Source organism: Algoriphagus resistens (assembly GCF_001442615.1).
Lineage (GTDB): Bacteria > Bacteroidota > Bacteroidia > Cytophagales > Cyclobacteriaceae > Algoriphagus > Algoriphagus resistens.
Genome location: NZ_LMXN01000002.1, coordinates 1 through 16,394 on the forward strand (window position 1 = coordinate 1; position 16,394 = coordinate 16,394).

Sequence of the window (16,394 nt, forward strand, 5' to 3'; positions counted from 1 at the left end):
GCGTATATGGAGAGCTCTCCATATAAGGCAATCATGGGCAATGCGCCCTTTACTTTATTCATAATATGTCCTGTTTTTTAACAGATCAAAAACAGGTGAAAACGTTTGGGGTATTAGATGAAATCTGGTTTGATCCATTCAATACGTGGTTAAAGTGCCTACTCTGTTCAGGGTTTTCGGCATCTCCCTTCTGCACCGCCGAGTGTTGACAGGCCTTTCGACTCCCTGTCTTAGAAAGGGACGGTGCAATTTTTGTAGCTTTTGGAAAATAAGTTATCCTGCAAAGCTTTGTTATTTTTTGGGTGGGGATCTGACCAATGTCCCTGCCCGTTTTTTTACTTCATGTTTGGTTTAGCGGTTAGTCTTTAATCGGGTTTATAGGTTAAATTTGGGCTATAGTATAGAAATGTTATGTTTCTATACTAATTATAGCTTAACAACCTGAAAGCCTGGGGCATCTGTCTTGGGTTTTTTCATCCGGTTTTGGTGTAATCCATAAATACCCAGGGCGATCAACAGAAGATTCATTATAAAGTGTGCTTCCCAGCCCATGCTGTCAATAATCCCTGCACAGTTGCACGGAACCCTGGGAAAAGCCCCCACCCAGATCAGTCCCACGTAAGAGGTGAAGACGGAGAGCAGGAGAATACTTGAGAGAAATCCCCACCATCTGGTTACTGAAAAGAGCAGGAGCCCGGCAATCAACAACTCTATGATTGGTACTGCATAAGCCAACACTTCTGCCAACTCTGCAGGAAAGGTTTGATTGTGAAAGGCATTCCTGCTATCGGTAAACCTGACCAACTTGTCCATGCTGGTATAGGTCCAGATAATGATCAGTATCAGGCCTGAAATCGACTGAAAATCCCATTTAAGAGTGGCTTCCTTTTTCATAGTTGAAAGCTAGAAACTCCTAAAACTGTGAATTCACAAGGTGGGAGAAGGGGTGAAAAAATCGGACAATGTCCTAAAATTGAGCATTTTGGGATTTTTTTAGGTGGAAATTTAGGTTTTATTAAAAATTCAGTTTTACCTTAATGTTAAGTTTATTGGTCATCGGAGTGTATTCCGGTATTAGTGTTTTGCCTTTTTTGATTAGTTTTTTTTAGGGCAATGGTACCTTTTTTAAGAGGGTGTGGAGTAGTAATTGGTTGTATAATAAATTGTTTAGTCTAAGTTCTAATGCATTGGAAAGCTGTTGAATTAAAACATTTACTTGATCCCTTGGATGTAGTTTCCAAGGAAGCCTATCAAAAAGTTGGGGCTTATATCAAGTACAAATCAGTGAAGGGAAAGAAACTGATCAAGCCGTCTGCGCGGATTGAACATGATTCAAGGATTTTGCTGAGCGGTTTAGTAGGGATGTTCAGGGACAGGAAATTGATCCGTATCTTTTTCCCGAATGAAATCATGATGGATGCTGAATCTTATTTTTACCAGACACCAAGTAAATATGAATTCAGGTCTTTTGAGAACAGCTCTTTTACGCTGTTGAGCAGGGAAGGGGAAAGAAAGCTTCTTTTGGAGGTGCCGGAATTCTCCCAGCTTTCTACAAAGCTGATTTCAATAGCCAGGGAGTCCAATGATAAATGGTTGGCGTTATCCCAACTTCCCTGGCGGGAAGTACTTGAATATCTGAAGTCAAAAGATCCTGAATTAGAACTCAAACTGAGCCAGAAACATATCTCGGATGTGCTTAATGTAAATGTCAAAACGCTTTATCGCCATAGGGTACAGGCTTATCAGGAGGTGAGAAATAATAAGGATAAGGAGTATCTCAGGAAAAAACTTTCCTATTCCTTTAAAAGTGTGCTTTATGACAGAACGGAGGAGCTAAATATCCATGTGTTTGCCTGGGCCACGTATTTTCACGGTTTTTTGGATGCAAACAAGGATGAGAAGAATTATGATGCAATGAAACTACCCTGGCTTTCCGCCAGGTTATATCCAGAGGCAGATTGGCTTTCAGCTTGCTGGTTGTCCAAATTTTTCCTGCTGCTTTTCATGATGGATGATGCTACCGATAAAATACCTAAGGGTCTTAAGAAGGTATTTTGGCAGGACTTGTCCACTGGTTTTAATGAGATCATCAACCATACAAATCTGACAAATGCAGGTACCAGAATAGTCAATTACCTAAGGGGATTTCAGAGCCTGTGGGAAGATTTTGAAACTAGGAATAAGAATGATCAGAAATTTTTCAGCCTTATTCAAAATGAAATTATACGCTTCCTGGAATCCAACTTGTGGGAAGCAAATAATAAAGATGCTGGAATTATTCCTTCCATAGACGAATATGCTGATCAGCGTCCTTTGTTTTCAGGTGAGAGGCTGGCCATAGTACTTTCTCCTATGGGTATGGGCGCTGATTATTCTGAGCTGGAAGAGGCTTGGTCCAAAACAGCTAAAATCAGAGAGCTTGCAGAAAAGTTGATTGTCATCAGCAATGACCTGTTTTCCTTTCCCAAGGAGAAATTATTCGGTGACTATCACAATTGGATTTCTTTATTGGGGATTTCAAAGGGGATGAAAGAACAAGAGGCGAGGGATTACCTTATAGCCGAGCATGAGCGGATATTGGGGGAATTTATGGAAGAAGCTACGCTATGGACCCGGGAGTATAACCCGGATAATGATTTGGTACTGGCAATTATCAAGCAGGTGAAATTTAAGATTTCAGGTGCATTGGAATGGTCGGTAAGGGATACAGAGAGGTATTTTGATTAAATGCATGATGTGAAATGGAAATGTGAAGATGGGTATTATGTCAATTTTAAATTATTCGAATCAATTGTATGAAAAACTGCAGCTGGATTTAGCCGTGGTTAAATTAGAAGGCGATAACCGCCTTATCAAGTTGGAAAGTGCTTTTAGCCTGGTCGATAAGGCAATGGATGCACTGAAACGGTATCTGGTCAGCTATAAATTTGAGGATGAAGAGCAGGAAATTATATTTTTCAAGTTCTATATGTCCAAGTTTCTGAAAGATTCAATCTTCTATTCAGAATTATTCGGGATAGAATCCAACCGGCCGGTAGGCTCCAGGAAGTACATGAAGCAGTTCTATGAGAAAGAGCTGAGAGGGGTACGGGACTTTTTGACCGATCAGCAGGGCCTGTACAATTACATGTTGCTGAAGAAAAGCCACTTTGACAGAACCTATTTTCTACGGAATTCCCAATCTCCCATTTTAAAGCCCAATCTGTTTTGGCATACGCTGGATACCCGATTTTGTACAGTTTATACGGTCTCCTTTGCAAGGATCGAGGCCACATTGGCTATTTCGGATTACCTCTATGAGGAATTGACAAATCTGAACGGCGACTTGAAAATTAAAGACATACCCAAAAAATTCAATCTTACCTGGACGGCACCTAAGGTGTATTTGGTTGAATTGATCTATAGTCTAAAGGCTTCTGGGGTATTTAACCATGGTACTGCGGATATCAGGGAGATTGCAGCGATAATGGAGATCCTGTTTGATAAGGATATGAAGGATTACTACCGGACTTTTCAGGAGATCAGGATCAGAAAGAGGAGCAGGACTGTGTTCCTGGATTTATGCAAGGATAAACTGGAATCGTATATGGAAGAATCTGAAGGTGTATAATGTACTGTTTATCAATTTTATAAGAAGGTTTATCTAATCTTTAAGTAGTATGAAATCGAGCATATCTCAAGAGTCAGATGATTTTAATGCATGCGAGATTCCATATGACCGTAAATAATCAACTAAAAACGGATGAAAAAGCTGATCATTTTGGTTTGGTGGATGGGTATGTCCTGTCCGCTGAGTGCACAGAAAGTGTTGGAGGGGGAGTTTGACGGGCTTATGCCGGCATCCCAGCTATGGGATGGGAATTATTTGATTTTCAGAAACCTGGGTCAGACCATGGTGTATGAGGAATTTAATGAGGAAACCAGGATTTTGTCTACTGCTTATCTCCAGGATCTGAAATATAAAAGGGGCCTGTATTTCAGTAAGGAGGGTGACGGGAAATTCCAGCTAAAGAAGCTGGGGGAAGCTGACCCTGTACTGAACCAGAAATTCGATTACATCGATGCTTGGTTCGGGAATGTAATTCTGGCATGGCATGAAACCGGGGTAAAGGAAGGATTTGTGCTGAGTTGGATATCAGATCAGGGTAAAATAATTATCCAGCACCGGTTGGATTCCATTGCGAAGGCACTCGGTATCGGTGATATTGAAAAATATGGCGGAGTTAAATATTTTCAAGGTAGGCTTAGAGTTATCCCATCTGTGTATACTGAGGGGTTAATTGCACTTCGTAATCCAGAAAGCCAACGGTGGGGTTACTTTGATTCTTTACTCTTGCCCGTAACGGAGCAGCTTTATAAACATGCAGAACCTTTTTTTGAAGGGATGGCGGCTGTTATGAACACTCAGGGTTTCTGGGGATTTATAGATTCCTCCGGTGAACAGATTATTCCATTCCAATACAGATTCAAGCCCAGCAGGTTTTCAGATGGTCTTGCCCAGGTAAAAGACAAGAATTACAAAATAGGTTTCATTGATACAAAAGGGACATTGGTTATCCAACCCCTATATAATGAGGCTTCTTTATTTTATAAGGGCTACTCGTTGGTAAAGAAATATAATCAAGCTAATACCTGGCTTTTGCTGGATAAAAAAGGGGTGGAGAAAGACAGTCCAGGATTAGAGAATACCCCCTTGAAATCCGGGTACGACTACCCGGATAAATATGGGTATTTTCCCTATCGTACGCTTATAGATCTTATGGATTTGAACAGGGGGATATTTATCCATGGCAAGTCTTCCCGGATCTATTCTTTGGATGGGGATCTTGAATACGTAAATGAACATGCAATTATTAAAAACCTGATTGGGGGTAAGTTCCTGTGTATTGAAAGGAGCCCCTTAGGTAAATCTTACATTCCCCGATATGGCTTATTAAATCTGCAAGGTGAGTGGTTGGTAGAAGTGAAGCAGAGCGGGTTTTAAAGTTTTATCAATGGATGTAGGTATGCCCCCTTTTTGGGGGCATTTTTTAATGTAAACTACCCAAGTGGGGTTCAACCTGTGAATTTTAAATGTGATCATTACCGAGTTTTGGATCCTATGTTTTACTAAACCGGGATCTTATGAATCATCAGCTTTTTGGGAGTACCGCCTTTTGGATTGCAGTAGTCACTGTGGTTATAGCTTACTATGGATGGGTAGGGTATAGATTTTTTAGAAACCCTGTTCTATCATTTTTCTCAGGGGCAACCTCATTTAAAACCAGTACGCCAGCCGGAATAAGTGTGGATGAATTAGCCTTTTCACTTTCTATCCAGCGCAAGCTGATGCTGGACAACCGGGCTGTTTTGGATCTACATGAGCAGGAACTTTTGAAAAGGTCTCCTTTTAAGGAACTGATATCCAGTAGTATTAAATCTTAAGCAAAAATATCAAGTGAAAGTAAACTAAACCAACTACAGTTATGAGACTAAATCGATTCAAAATTAAAGCAGGTTTATCGGGTATGGGAATACTGGTAATTCAGACGGGGCAAAATTTGTATGCCCAGGGGAATGAAGGGATCACTGAAGCCACAGATTTAGTCAATAGCTTTTTTGCATCCGGTGTGAACCTGATGTATGCCATAGGAGCAGTGGTAGGATTGATAGGGGCGATTAAGGTGTTCAATAAATGGAATTCCGGTGAACCTGATACGGGAAAAGTGGCAGCTGCCTGGTTTGGTTCCTGCGTTTTTTTAGTGGTGGTAGCGGCAGTTCTATCGAGCTTCTTTGCTGTACCATAGGGTTAATTATGGGCTATCGAGTCTATAAAGGAGTAGATCAGGACATGGAGTTTAAGGGATTGAAATCCCAGTACCTGGTCTATATGGGAGTTGTGCTGGGAGGGGATCTGTTGCTCTTTCTGATTCTCTATTCTGTTGGTTTCCCCTTGGTTTTAAGTCTGATAGTATGCGTAGGTTCTGGTTTTTATTTAAGTGTCTGGATTGCCGGGTTAAATAAAAGATTGGGAAAGGACGGCCTGATGAAAAAGCAATCCTTTAGCAGGTTGCCTTATTCAATCAGGATCCGCAACCGCGGTTTTGTGAAGAGTCTTCGGGCTAAACAGCGATAGGTTTTAAGTTCATTTATAATCAACGTCAATGAAATCAGTTGAGCTGAATAAGCTGTTTCCCTTATATAAGTACACGCAGGAATTGCTGGTTTCCAGGCAGGGTGACCTGACGGCCTGCTATGCCCTGGATTTGCCGGCATTGTTTACCTTGTCCAAATCAGAAGCAGAGGCGATCCATGGGTTGTTTGTAAAAGCCTGGAAGGTACTGCCCGAAGGTACTATTATATGGAAGCAGGATTGGTTTGAAAAAGAAACGGTTCAGGTGGACTGGACATCGGACTCCTCATTTCTTTCCAGAAAGAGTGACGCATATTTTGAGGGTAAACCGGTACTGACCCATCATTGCTATATCTTCATCACTTTTCCGAATCCGGAAAAACCCTTGCGCAACAGCAGTTTTTCCAACCTGTTCAGAAGCCACTGGATTGGTGAGCCTATTTTGACAGCTGATTTACTGCAGCGCATTAAGGGCACACTTGGACAAATGGAGCATTTGTTGGGAACAGGGAATATTTCACTTAAACGTCTGGAAGAAAATGAGTTACTTGGTGGTGAACATAGTAAAGGTTTACTTGAAAAGTACCTGATGCCAGGTGCATTTGACAGGGAACTGATAGACCAGGAACTGAAGCCTGAATGGCGTTCTGGCAAGCAGTACCTGGGAATGGTTTCAATTTCCTCACTGGATCAGATTCCGTCAGAGCTGGAAGTCAGCAGGGTATATGAGCCTTACTCCGGGGATTTAAGCAAGTTTTATCTGGGCTTTGCTTCTCCTATGGGACAGCTGCTTTCCTGCAATCATATTTATCAACAGGTCATCCAGCTGGTAGAAAAGGAGGAGTCCTTTTCCAGGCTGGAGAGTAAGCGCCTGCGCATGCATGCCTTATCCCGGTATAGCAGAGCAAATGAACTGGCAGCTGATTCCATTCAGGAGTACCTGGAGGACGGGATCAAAGAAGCTAAAGTGCCCGTAAGGATGCATGCCCATTTACTGTGCTGGGAGGATAGTAACCAGGCATTGACCACTTCTTTACAGCAGGCGGCATCGGCGTTGAGTAACCTGGAACTGATTCCTAAAATAGAAACTATTGGAGCTCCCCAGCTCTATTGGGCGGGTATTCCGGGAAATGCCGCTGCTTTACCACTGAATGAAACCTGCTCATTATTTCTGGATGCGGCATTGTGTCTGTATAATCTGGAAAGTAGCCCAAAGGCGGACTTGGCAGCTAAAGGTTTAAAGCTGGGGGACCGTACCTATGGTCAACCGGTCTGGGTGGATCTTTCCGATGAGCCTGTCCGTAAAGGCTGGATTACCAACAGGAATAAATTTATTCTGGGACCTTCGGGATCAGGTAAAAGTTTCTTTACCAATCATATGGTCAGGTCCTATTATGAGCAGGGAACCCATGTAGTACTGGTGGATGTGGGACATTCCTATCAGGGACTCTGCGAATTGGTGGGGGGCTATTATTTTACCTATTCAGAGTCTAACCCGATTTGTTTCAATCCTTTTTATCTGGGAGCAGAGGGTCTGGGGACGGAAAAGAAGGAGAGTCTCAAAACCCTGCTGCTGGCACTTTGGAAAAAGGAGGATGAGTCTTTCCGTAGATCAGAATATGTGGCTATTTCCAATGCTGTTAAATGCTATTACGAAAAACTTGCTGCCAATAACGGGATAGAACCCTGCTTTAATACATTCTATGAATTTTTGGCAGATGATTATTCAAAATTGATCAGAGAGGAAGGAGTGAAGTCCGGTGATTTTGATCTGGGTAATTTCCTGTATGTGCTCAAACCGTTTTATTCAGGGGGAGAGTTTGATTACCTACTCAATGCCCGTGAAAATCTGGATTTGCTCGAGCAGCCTTTTATTGTCTTTGAGCTGGACAAAATCAAGGATCATCCTATTCTTTTTCCTGTGGTGACCCTGATCATCATGGAAATTTTCATTGCCAAGATGAGAACCTTAAAAGGAATCCGAAAAATGATCCTGATCGAGGAGGCCTGGAAAGCTATCGCCAAGGAAGGCATGGCGGAATACATCAAGTATCTGTTCAAAACGGTCAGGAAGTTTTATGGGGAAGCGATTGTGGTTACCCAGGAGGTAGAGGATATCATTCAGTCTCCCATTGTCAAGGAGGCCATCATCAATAATTCGGACTGCAAGATTCTTTTGGACCAACGCAAATACCAGAACAAGTTTGACCAGATCCAGCGCCTGCTGGCGCTGAGTGAAAAAGACAAAGCACTGGTTCTTTCCCTTAACAGGGCCAATGATCCGGCCCTCAAATACAAGGAGGTTTTTATCGGATTGGGCAGTCAGAGCCAGGTGTTCCGCACCGAAGTAAGTATGGAAGAATATCTCACTTATACGACTGAAGAGAAAGAAAAAATGGAATTGGAAAAGCTTTGTTTTAAACACGGCGGTGACCGGGAACATGCTATTGTTGAACTGTCATCTAAATTACAAGAAGTTGAATAATAAGGTTATATATTGTTTGTTTAACAGTTTTACTTTAATGGTACGCCGTTGGAAATTTATGCTGTTGTTTCCAATTTTCATGGTATTGAACGCTCCTGTTTCCCATGGTGCAATCCCAATTGTAGAGATCATTAAGCAGGCAGTGAAGCGGGTGATTGTAGCGGTGGATTTACAGATCCAGCGACTGCAGAACCAGACTATTGCTTTGCAACAGGCACAACAACGACTGGAGAATTTGCTTTCCAAAACCAGGCTGGATGAGATTGCCGAATGGTCGGAAAAGCAACGGGAACTCTATGCCGATTATTATGATGGGCTATGGAAAGTGAAGCGTATGATTACCCAGATTCAGCGGGTAAAGGAAATCACTGAGACGCAAAAAAAGCTGGTCAACCTCTACCGGAATTCCTGGCAGTACCTCCGTACTGAAGGGCAGTTTACCCCGGAAGAATTGGCACTGGTCCAAGACCGTTTCACGAAAATACTGGGACAGAGTATCCGGAATCTGGAGGAGCTTACTACGGTACTTACCTCGCTGTACAGCCAGCAGTCAGATGCGGACAGGTTGGAGAGGCTTCATGTACTCGATTCCCGTATGCAGGAAAATTACAGGGACCTTACCCGGGTTTCATACCAGTTGGAAACCCTATCCAGACAGCGGGGCAAAGAAAAGGCGGCGCTTAACACCCTAAAAGAGTTGACACAATGAAAACAACTCTGGTTTTGGTAGTTCTAAGTATGGAAATGGCGTTGCTGTTTCTTGGTGGTTTGAATGGTCAGGCGCAGACCATGGGTGAATGGCTGAAGCCCAAAAAGACCCAGATCGAATACCTGGTCAAACATGTGGTGTTGTTAAGAACATTTAGGGCTTCTGTAAAAGAATCCGGAAATATCCTGGGTGCTGGATTAGACCTGATCGGTGAATCCAAAGATGGAGAATACAGCAGGCATACGCAGTTTTTTGACAAGCTTAAGGTACCGGGACCTTTGACCCGTGATGTCTTGCTCGAAATGGAGAAGCAAGGCTTGCATCCTACGGAGTTGAAGCAGGTTTTGATGGAATCCCGACGCTATTGGAGGACTAAGACCAAATGGGATCATCCTAGACTTTTTCAATGGTCTGACCGTGTGCTTGAAGGAATGATTCAACGGGCGGATGAGCAGCAGGTTTATTTTGAACTATTGACTTCAAAGCAGGGACTACAGATGGAGGATTATGAGCGGGCAGTATCGGTATTGGATATAATGGACCAACTGATCCAGCTCAAAAAGGACCTGTTGTTGGTCCATGAAAAGGGGCATAGATACCTGCAGTACTATACGTTGAACTTAAACTGATATGAAAATGAAGGAAAGGGTAGTGAGGTATATGAAAAGGCAAGCATGGATGTTATTGGCGGTTTTTCTGTCTATGGGTCTCGGCTTAAAACCTGCAGTTGCGCAGGATCAGGAAATCCAGCAGCTGTTGCTCAATGTGGAAAAGCTCAATCAGCTGAAGAAATTGCTGGTCCAGATGAAGGAAAAATATGACATTATCCAGCAGGGATATATGCGGGTGAAATCCGTCACTGAAGGGAATTTTCAGCTGCATGACTTGTTTCTGGACAGGTTGTACAAGGTCAGTCCAAAGGTGAAGACCTATTACCGGGTAGGGGAAACGATCCAGCTGCAGATCCAGCTGTTGAATTATACCCGGAATATCCTAAAGGATATAAAGCTTGATTCCGGGAGTAGCCTGGATGACATAAATTACCTGACTGGGGTGTTTTCTTCCCTCAATGCCAAGAGCATGAGGAATTTAGAAGAACTACTGCTCCTAATTACAGACAACAAGTTCCAGATGGATGACGGGGAAAGGATCAGGGCAATAGACAGGATTTACCTGGACCTGCGAAAAGTGGTCCTGAATGGCCAACGGGTCACTGGGGAGTTTAGGCAGTTGTTCCGGATCAGGTCCAAGGCAAGGGCTGAGCAATCCACCCTTAAAAGTATTCTCGGCGATGGGAGGTAAGGGGAAGGAATGCCGGATGGATAAACGGGCGGTGCTATTCCTGGGATCTTTTCTATTTTTCCTGGTGCCATTGACCGGCATGGCACAGGGGCTGGCTGAGTCGATGGCAGATTTTCAGGCTACCCTGTCTGATGTGGGATCTTCCTTGGGTGAAGGAACCGCCCATCTTCAGGGAGCGGCACGCACAATAGCAGGAATCGGAGCAGTCTTTTACATCGGTAACAAGGTCTGGAAACATATTGCCCAGGCAGAGCCTGTGGACTTTTATCCGCTATTCAGGCCTTTTGTACTGGCTATTTTGATCCTGAATTTCCATTGGGTTACTGGATTCATTGAAGCGCTGATGACCCCGGTGATCTATGCGACTGTCAGTATGCAGGAGGATGCTAACAGGGGGATTGAACGGCTGGTTGCTGCCAAGCAGGAAGCTTTGGAAAACGGCAGGTATTACGAAATGTATGTGGGGGAGGAAGGCCAGGGGGACAGGGAACTCTGGTACGAGTATTCCAATCCGGAAGCAGGAGAGGAGGGCTGGATGGAAAGTGTCGGAAACGGGATCCAGTTTGCATTGGAAAAAGCATCTTTTCATATGCAGATGAACATCAAATCCTGGATGAGCGAAGTCCTTCAGGTCTTGTATCAGGCGGCAGCCCTGGCCATCAACACCATCCGGGTATTTTATCTGGTGGTCTTGTCCATCATGGGTCCGATCAGTTTTGGACTGGCGGTCTTTGACGGGTACCACCACACACTGACCCAATGGATAGCACGCTACATCAATGTATTTCTCTGGTTGCCGGTAGCCAACGTTTTCGGATTTATTATCAATAAAATCCAAGAAGGCCTGCTGGAAGTGGATCTGGCCCAGATTGAGAACTCAGGAAAGACTTTCTTCTCATCCACAGATACAGCATATCTCATCTTTATGGTCATTGCCATACTGGGCTATATGACTGTGCCATCGGTTTCCAATTACATCATCTACGCCGGAGGAAAGGATTCGCTGCTTCACAAAACAAGTAATCTATTAAGTCATGGTCCCGGGATGGCCTCACACCTTTTAAAAGGAAAGTAATGATCAAACAACTTACACAATTGGATACCGCTTTTCAGCTGGTAAAATGGTGGAGTCTTGGGATAGTCTCTGCCTGTATGATTTCAATGATCGGCATGTTTGTGTATTCCTATAGGGCGGTCAGTCAGTCCAAACAGGAAATTTACCTGCTCAGTGATAACCAGGTGCTGAAAGCTGCTGCCAATCCCCGGGAATCTCTGGCGGAAGTGGAAACCCGTGCCCATATCAGGCAGGTGCACCAGTTGTTGTTTATGTTTTCGCCGGATGAGAAACTGATCAACGGCCAATTGGAGGAGGCCTTTTATTTAGGGGACAGGTCGTTGAAATTTCATGTGGACAATTTAAGGGAATCGGGCTATTACAAACAGGTACTGGCGGCCACTATCAGCCAGCGGCTTTTGGTGGACAGTATTTCTGTTGATGTTACCAAGGAGAATTTTCCTTTTCGGTTTTACGGAAAACAGGAAATTATCCGCTCCTCTTCCAGGGTGCTCCGCTCTCTGATCACTATGGGAAATCTTCGGGCTGTCCAGCGCTCTGCACATAATCCGCACGGTTTCCTGGTCGAGAACTGGGAGATTATTGAGAATAAGGATCTTGACCAGTTTGCCAGATGAGCCGTTCGGGTTTTATATCGGGATGGGTTTTAAAGGAGCCGACAAATTCTGGGAATATCTCAAGGGAAGGGTTGGAAAAATCTGAATTGATAGCCGGGAAAATAGCCCTTTTGATCGGCCGGTTTCAGGTCTTGCTATGTGAGGGAGCATCTGCGGCAGACAGGTTATTGAACAGAAGTCAGCGGATTATCGTGTATGGATCCCTGCTTTTACTGATGGCTGTAGTTTCAGTATTCCCACTGATCACCTTGGTATCAAAAAACCAAGCCTATACCAATTATAGGTTGCCTAGGTCAATTGCTGTTCCTCCTACGATGGGGAGCGGGGCCATGATTGCCCCGGATACTCTGATACATTCATTTACACTAAAACCATATACCTATGCAAACAAACCCTATTGATCCACATGATGCACAGCTACACAGAAAGGGAATCTTTTATCTGATCCTGCCGCTAATTGTGTTACCTGTTTTGTTTGGCCTAAGCTGGATTTTGCTCCCGGTACAGGCTGAAACTTTTGATGCCAACCGTGGCCTCAATACAGCATTGCCTGCCCCCCAGATCAAACAGGAAAAGGCAACCAAGGCTGCCGCCTATGCTTTGATGGAGCAGGAAAAAAAACAGGTGCCAAAGGCCGATTTAGAATTACCTGCACTTTATTCTTCTCTGGGTTCTGAAGCAGAGCTTCCCGAAAAGCCAATTGAACTGGCCATTCCGGAAAAATTTCTTGAAAAGGAGAGCAGGCCTGGTTCCAGTGGGGATCCAGTCCTACATGAACAGGAACGGTTGATCCATCAACGTATTGAAGAAATAGATAAACTGATTTCTGAAGAATCGGATATGAAGCTGTTGAATAAGGGTCAATCCAAGGGATTAGGGTATGGTTCAAATCCCCGGGCAGATATCTTGTCTAAACCAGAAGTGCCGGAAATCAGCGCTGAACTTCTGGAAATGCAAGAGCTGATGGCTGGACTGGAATCTGCATCCAATCAGCCTGATGTACAGTTGAAGCAGCTTTCTGAAATTATGGATAAGCTGCTCGAATTACAAAATCCCGAATTGGCAGAATCCAGGAAAAATGAACAACCCATAGTCCTGAAAGAACGAGCCTTCCCCGCATTAAAGAAAGGACAGTTGGATTCGTCCAGTTCCTTTGTGGCGGATGAAAGTTTAGGGAGATTTCCTGTTGAAATCCAGAACGGATTTTATGGGTTGTCAGATGAGCTTCCGGGAGAACATCCAGGGGGGATAGAAAAGTCCACGTTTTCGGCCATTGTTCCCAGGACCCAGGAAATTTATCCGGGGGATGCCCTGGAGATCAAATTGGAGGAGTCACTTTGGGTCAATGGAAAGGAGATTCCTGCCGGGACTTCCTTATTCGGAAAAACCAGTCTTTCTTCAAACAGGTTACTGGTTGGTGTTTCCGGGTTGGTACTGGACAGCGAACTTATTGCTTTGGATCTGACAGTTTACAGTCTGGATGCGATGGCAGGATTGCCAGTCAATGCCAAGTCAGCAGGCGGAAAGGCATTGGAAGGAAGCCAAAATGAACTTCAGTCAATCGGAATGATGGGAATGGGGATGGACTGGCAGGCCCAGGTAGCCAATTCAGGCATTCAGGCCACAAAAGGGCTGTTGAAATCGGGTTCTAAGGCTAAGCAGATTACCGTAAAAGCCGGACACCCACTTTTTTTGATCAATTCAACCCAAACCCGTTAAGTATGAAATATATGCTGTTGATACTGGGAATGCTGTTGGGTTATGGCCTATCAGCTCAGCAATTGATCGAGGTCGGGTGGGACAAGACAACGTACCTTATGTTTGATTCGGAAATTGAATCGGTGGACCGGGGTTCCAGGTTTTTATTGAGCCAGCGGGATGAAGCCGGACTGAATCTGTTGAAACTCAAAGCAGGGAGCAGGGATTTGGGAATGACCAACCTGCATGTGCTTACCGCAGACGGAACATTGTATGACTTTACTGTAACCTATGCCGACTCTCCGGCTGTGCTGACTGTGGATCTGAGAAAGCCGGATCAAATGAACGGCAGACAGGTACTGATGAAATCCAGCTATTCCAAAGAGGATTTTGAAGAAATCCATGCAAAACTTGGCTCGACCAAGACAATTGCCAGAAGCATTGCCTATCAAATGGACCTGTTGCTAAATGGGATCTATTTTGAGGAAGGGCTGCTGTTTTTCGAGTTCAGCGTTGCAAATAACACTGTAATCCCTTTTGAGCAGTCCAGAGTAGAAATTAAAGTCAGGGACAAAAAAGGAGGTAAGCGCTCAAGTAACAGAGCTGTTTCCCTCACCCCGGTGTACAATTCCTTTGACAAAGAAACAGTAGTTACCATAGACCAACCCCAGTCGCTGCTGCTGGTGTTTGACGTATTCACCATCGCTGAAAAAAAGAAGCTGGAATTCAGCTTCTATGAAGAGCACGGTGACCGCCAGCTTCATCTGGCTATTTCAGGCAAGAAACTGCTGCGAGCAGATTCCTTGCTTATTTCTAACCTAAACCAAACGACCGATGGATCAGGAGAATTTTGAATACCTAAAAGACAAACTTAAATACTCGGGATTTGAGGACAAGCTGAATACTGCATTGGAGAATCAGATTAAGTCTGGAGCTGTCAAATTTACTTTGCCGTTTCAGATGGAAATCGAAGACAAAAAGGTGGATTATAACCTGCACTTCAAAAAGTCAGAGGTCAGTGAGCGTTATTTCTATAACAAAATGGATGTGTCGGTGCAGAACAGTAATCCTGAAATAGAAGGCAAAAGCCATAGTTTCTACCAAAACCAGGGAGTCACTGCAAAGGAGGCTTTTAACCTTTTGGAAGGAAGAGCCGTGAATAAAACTATGCAGAATACTGACAAGGAGCAGTATAAGGCTTGGCTACAGTTGGATCTTTCCCAAAAGGGAAATAACGGGAATTTTAAGGTCAACCAGTACCATGAGAAATATGGTTTTGATCTGGAAGCCAAATTAAGGGAGTTTCCCATCAAGGAGCTTGGTGATCAGACCAAGACCGAATGGATGATGAAGTCTCTACGAAAAGGAAATCAGTATCCTATCACCATGGAGAAAAATGGAATGGATGAGATCATGTTCATTGAAGCCAGTCCAAAATTCAAATCCATCAATGTGTTTGATGTATCGTTTTCTTCGGTGAAAGCTGAGGACTTAAAGCTGGATAATGGAAAGGATAAGTCAGTGGGGCAGGAGCCTATAGTGGAGGAATTGGGTAAAAAAAAAGTAATGAAGGAAGGAGTGTCAGCGAAGACAACTGAAAAGAAAGAGAGCGCAGTTCAGGAGGTAAGCAAAAAGACGAAAGTCCCAACTGTCGCTGGTGGGGTTCCCCAGACTGCAAAGGTACCCAGAACCGGAAAGGGCAAGAGGATTTAAGAATACTGAATTTATTAATCGCGTTTTTTGGAAAAGGCCCGGCTTGTTAGTCGGGCTTTTTTGTAGGTGCGCCCAGCATGGGCAATAGCTATAGGGTGCAAGCCCCGAACACGCCTTGGCAGTTGGAAGTGTTAGCTTAAGGCAAGGGTGTCCATCGTGAGGTGGAATCTGAAGGAAGCCAGCGGCAAATTCTCGGCCTGAGGTACAGAAACTACATATTAGGCCAAAGTTGTCTGGATGAGGTTGCCTAACAAACCAAAGTCCTATACTGCTCGGAGACAACATGGTAGATGTAGCGGGTATATGAGAAGAAAGTTATTGTTCTTACCTGGGGAGTTCTCATGGACGTGTGTCGGATTTCTTTTCTGGCATACGGTGTAAAGCTAGCCATGAGAAGTCAGCAGAGGGCAAAGTACCGGATCACGAGTTGGTTTGGGAAGGCTCGAACCTTGCAGTTAGGCAGTAAATGAATGTTACCGAAAGAAGAGGATCAGATGCTCGGCAACGAGGCTCCTTATCAAAAGAATAGGACGGAATCCGAAGGATAGATAAGAGTGATTCCTTAGGAGGATACCTGAAAACAACGCCAAACACTCCCGTTGCAAAAGCAAGGAACCGCCGTATACCGAACGGTACGTACGGTGGTGTGGATATCCGCTAATTGATCATTCGATTTTGATAGA

At 44.1% G+C, this 16,394-nt stretch carries 17 protein-coding genes; 16 read left to right on the forward strand and 1 reads right to left on the reverse strand.

Features of this window, described 5'->3' with window-relative positions; translation table 11 throughout:
• Positions 1-426: 426 nt before the first annotated feature.
• A complete protein-coding gene (locus AS141_RS03315; protein WP_057936222.1) occupies positions 427-894 on the reverse strand; it encodes a MauE/DoxX family redox-associated membrane protein in 468 nt (155 codons plus the stop codon).
• 288 nt (positions 895-1,182) lie between these two features.
• Here AS141_RS03315 and AS141_RS03320 point away from each other — a divergent pair, with 288 nt between their 5' ends.
• The 16 genes from AS141_RS03320 to AS141_RS03395 all read left to right on the forward strand — a co-directional run bounded on the left by AS141_RS03320 (position 1,183) and on the right by AS141_RS03395 (position 15,711).
• Positions 1,183-2,727 (forward strand): terpene synthase family protein, encoded by a 1,545-nt coding sequence (locus AS141_RS03320; RefSeq protein WP_057936223.1) that lies wholly within the window; start codon positions 1,183-1,185, stop codon positions 2,725-2,727.
• Positions 2,728-2,764: 37 nt separating this feature from the next.
• Positions 2,765-3,610: an RteC domain-containing protein gene (locus tag AS141_RS03325; RefSeq protein WP_157243373.1), complete on the forward strand. Its 846-nt coding sequence runs from the start codon at positions 2,765-2,767 to the stop codon at positions 3,608-3,610.
• A gap of 132 nt (positions 3,611-3,742) precedes the next feature.
• Positions 3,743-4,984 carry a WG repeat-containing protein gene (locus AS141_RS03330; protein WP_057936225.1) on the forward strand — a complete coding sequence of 414 codons (1,242 nt, stop codon included), beginning with the start codon at positions 3,743-3,745 and terminating at the stop codon, positions 4,982-4,984.
• A gap of 140 nt (positions 4,985-5,124) precedes the next feature.
• The gene (locus tag AS141_RS03335) at positions 5,125-5,424 is read left to right on the forward strand and encodes a hypothetical protein (protein ID WP_057936226.1); all 300 of its coding nucleotides are present in this window, start codon (positions 5,125-5,127) and stop codon (positions 5,422-5,424) included.
• Between the two features lie 83 nt (positions 5,425-5,507).
• Positions 5,508-5,786, forward strand: coding sequence for a DUF4134 domain-containing protein (locus tag AS141_RS03340; RefSeq protein ID WP_198293501.1), 279 nt, complete (start codon positions 5,508-5,510; stop codon positions 5,784-5,786).
• 8 nt (positions 5,787-5,794) lie between these two features.
• Positions 5,795-6,115: a DUF4133 domain-containing protein gene (locus tag AS141_RS03345; protein ID WP_057936228.1), complete on the forward strand. Its 321-nt coding sequence runs from the start codon at positions 5,795-5,797 to the stop codon at positions 6,113-6,115.
• 28 nt (positions 6,116-6,143) lie between these two features.
• Positions 6,144-8,597, forward strand: coding sequence for a TraG family conjugative transposon ATPase (locus tag AS141_RS03350; RefSeq protein WP_057936229.1), 2,454 nt, complete (start codon positions 6,144-6,146; stop codon positions 8,595-8,597).
• A 58-nt stretch (positions 8,598-8,655) separates the two neighbouring features.
• The gene (locus tag AS141_RS03355) at positions 8,656-9,306 is read left to right on the forward strand and encodes a hypothetical protein (RefSeq protein WP_082632164.1); all 651 of its coding nucleotides are present in this window, start codon (positions 8,656-8,658) and stop codon (positions 9,304-9,306) included.
• Positions 9,303-9,935 carry a hypothetical protein gene (locus tag AS141_RS03360; protein ID WP_057936231.1) on the forward strand — a complete coding sequence of 211 codons (633 nt, stop codon included), beginning with the start codon at positions 9,303-9,305 and terminating at the stop codon, positions 9,933-9,935. Before AS141_RS03355 ends, AS141_RS03360 begins: the two co-directional genes overlap by 4 nt.
• 7 nt (positions 9,936-9,942) lie before the next feature.
• The gene (locus tag AS141_RS03365; RefSeq protein WP_157243374.1) at positions 9,943-10,608 is read left to right on the forward strand and encodes a TerB family tellurite resistance protein; all 666 of its coding nucleotides are present in this window, start codon (positions 9,943-9,945) and stop codon (positions 10,606-10,608) included.
• Positions 10,505-11,683: a conjugative transposon protein TraJ gene (gene traJ, locus AS141_RS03370; RefSeq protein WP_082632165.1), complete on the forward strand. Its 1,179-nt coding sequence runs from the start codon at positions 10,505-10,507 to the stop codon at positions 11,681-11,683. The genes AS141_RS03365 and traJ overlap by 104 nt, the downstream gene beginning before the upstream one ends.
• Positions 11,683-12,300, forward strand: a complete 618-nt coding sequence (traK, locus tag AS141_RS03375; protein WP_057936234.1) for a conjugative transposon protein TraK — start codon at positions 11,683-11,685, stop codon at positions 12,298-12,300. The genes traJ and traK overlap by 1 nt, the downstream gene beginning before the upstream one ends.
• Entirely contained in the window at positions 12,297-12,701 is a 405-nt protein-coding gene (locus AS141_RS03380) for a hypothetical protein (RefSeq protein WP_057936235.1), read from the forward strand. Before traK ends, AS141_RS03380 begins: the two co-directional genes overlap by 4 nt.
• On the forward strand, positions 12,682-14,019 hold the full coding sequence (gene traM, locus AS141_RS03385) for a conjugative transposon protein TraM (protein WP_057936236.1): 1,338 nt from the start codon (positions 12,682-12,684) through the stop codon (positions 14,017-14,019). The genes AS141_RS03380 and traM overlap by 20 nt, the downstream gene beginning before the upstream one ends.
• 2 nt (positions 14,020-14,021) lie before the next feature.
• Complete coding sequence (locus tag AS141_RS03390) at positions 14,022-14,852, forward strand: DUF4138 domain-containing protein (RefSeq protein WP_057936237.1); 831 nt, start codon at positions 14,022-14,024, stop codon at positions 14,850-14,852.
• Complete coding sequence (locus AS141_RS03395; RefSeq protein WP_057936238.1) at positions 14,833-15,711, forward strand: hypothetical protein; 879 nt, start codon at positions 14,833-14,835, stop codon at positions 15,709-15,711. The genes AS141_RS03390 and AS141_RS03395 overlap by 20 nt, the downstream gene beginning before the upstream one ends.
• The last annotated feature ends 683 nt before the right edge of the window (positions 15,712-16,394 follow it).

Excerpts from the sequence above, each read along its gene's own strand:
- AS141_RS03315 (WP_057936222.1), bottom strand. The coding sequence starts at position 894 with ATGAAAAAGGAAGCCACTCTTAAATGGGATTTTCAGTCGATTTCAGGC.
- traJ (WP_082632165.1), top strand. The coding sequence starts at position 10,505 with ATGGCCAACGGGTCACTGGGGAGTTTAGGCAGTTGTTCCGGATCAGGT.
- traK (WP_057936234.1), top strand. The coding sequence starts at position 11,683 with ATGATCAAACAACTTACACAATTGGATACCGCTTTTCAGCTGGTAAAA.
- AS141_RS03395 (WP_057936238.1), top strand. The coding sequence starts at position 14,833 with ATGGATCAGGAGAATTTTGAATACCTAAAAGACAAACTTAAATACTCG.
- AS141_RS03340 (WP_198293501.1), top strand. The coding sequence starts at position 5,508 with ATGGGAATACTGGTAATTCAGACGGGGCAAAATTTGTATGCCCAGGGG.
- AS141_RS03380 (WP_057936235.1), top strand. The coding sequence starts at position 12,297 with ATGAGCCGTTCGGGTTTTATATCGGGATGGGTTTTAAAGGAGCCGACA.
- AS141_RS03330 (WP_057936225.1), top strand. The coding sequence starts at position 3,743 with ATGAAAAAGCTGATCATTTTGGTTTGGTGGATGGGTATGTCCTGTCCG.
- AS141_RS03350 (WP_057936229.1), top strand. The coding sequence starts at position 6,144 with ATGAAATCAGTTGAGCTGAATAAGCTGTTTCCCTTATATAAGTACACG.
- AS141_RS03360 (WP_057936231.1), top strand. The coding sequence starts at position 9,303 with ATGAAAACAACTCTGGTTTTGGTAGTTCTAAGTATGGAAATGGCGTTG.
- AS141_RS03345 (WP_057936228.1), top strand. The coding sequence starts at position 5,795 with ATGGGCTATCGAGTCTATAAAGGAGTAGATCAGGACATGGAGTTTAAG.
- AS141_RS03325 (WP_157243373.1), top strand. The coding sequence starts at position 2,765 with ATGTCAATTTTAAATTATTCGAATCAATTGTATGAAAAACTGCAGCTG.
- AS141_RS03335 (WP_057936226.1), top strand. The coding sequence starts at position 5,125 with ATGAATCATCAGCTTTTTGGGAGTACCGCCTTTTGGATTGCAGTAGTC.
- AS141_RS03355 (WP_082632164.1), top strand. The coding sequence starts at position 8,656 with ATGCTGTTGTTTCCAATTTTCATGGTATTGAACGCTCCTGTTTCCCAT.
- AS141_RS03365 (WP_157243374.1), top strand. The coding sequence starts at position 9,943 with ATGAAGGAAAGGGTAGTGAGGTATATGAAAAGGCAAGCATGGATGTTA.
- AS141_RS03320 (WP_057936223.1), top strand. The coding sequence starts at position 1,183 with ATGCATTGGAAAGCTGTTGAATTAAAACATTTACTTGATCCCTTGGAT.
- traM (WP_057936236.1), top strand. The coding sequence starts at position 12,682 with ATGCAAACAAACCCTATTGATCCACATGATGCACAGCTACACAGAAAG.
- AS141_RS03390 (WP_057936237.1), top strand. The coding sequence starts at position 14,022 with ATGAAATATATGCTGTTGATACTGGGAATGCTGTTGGGTTATGGCCTA.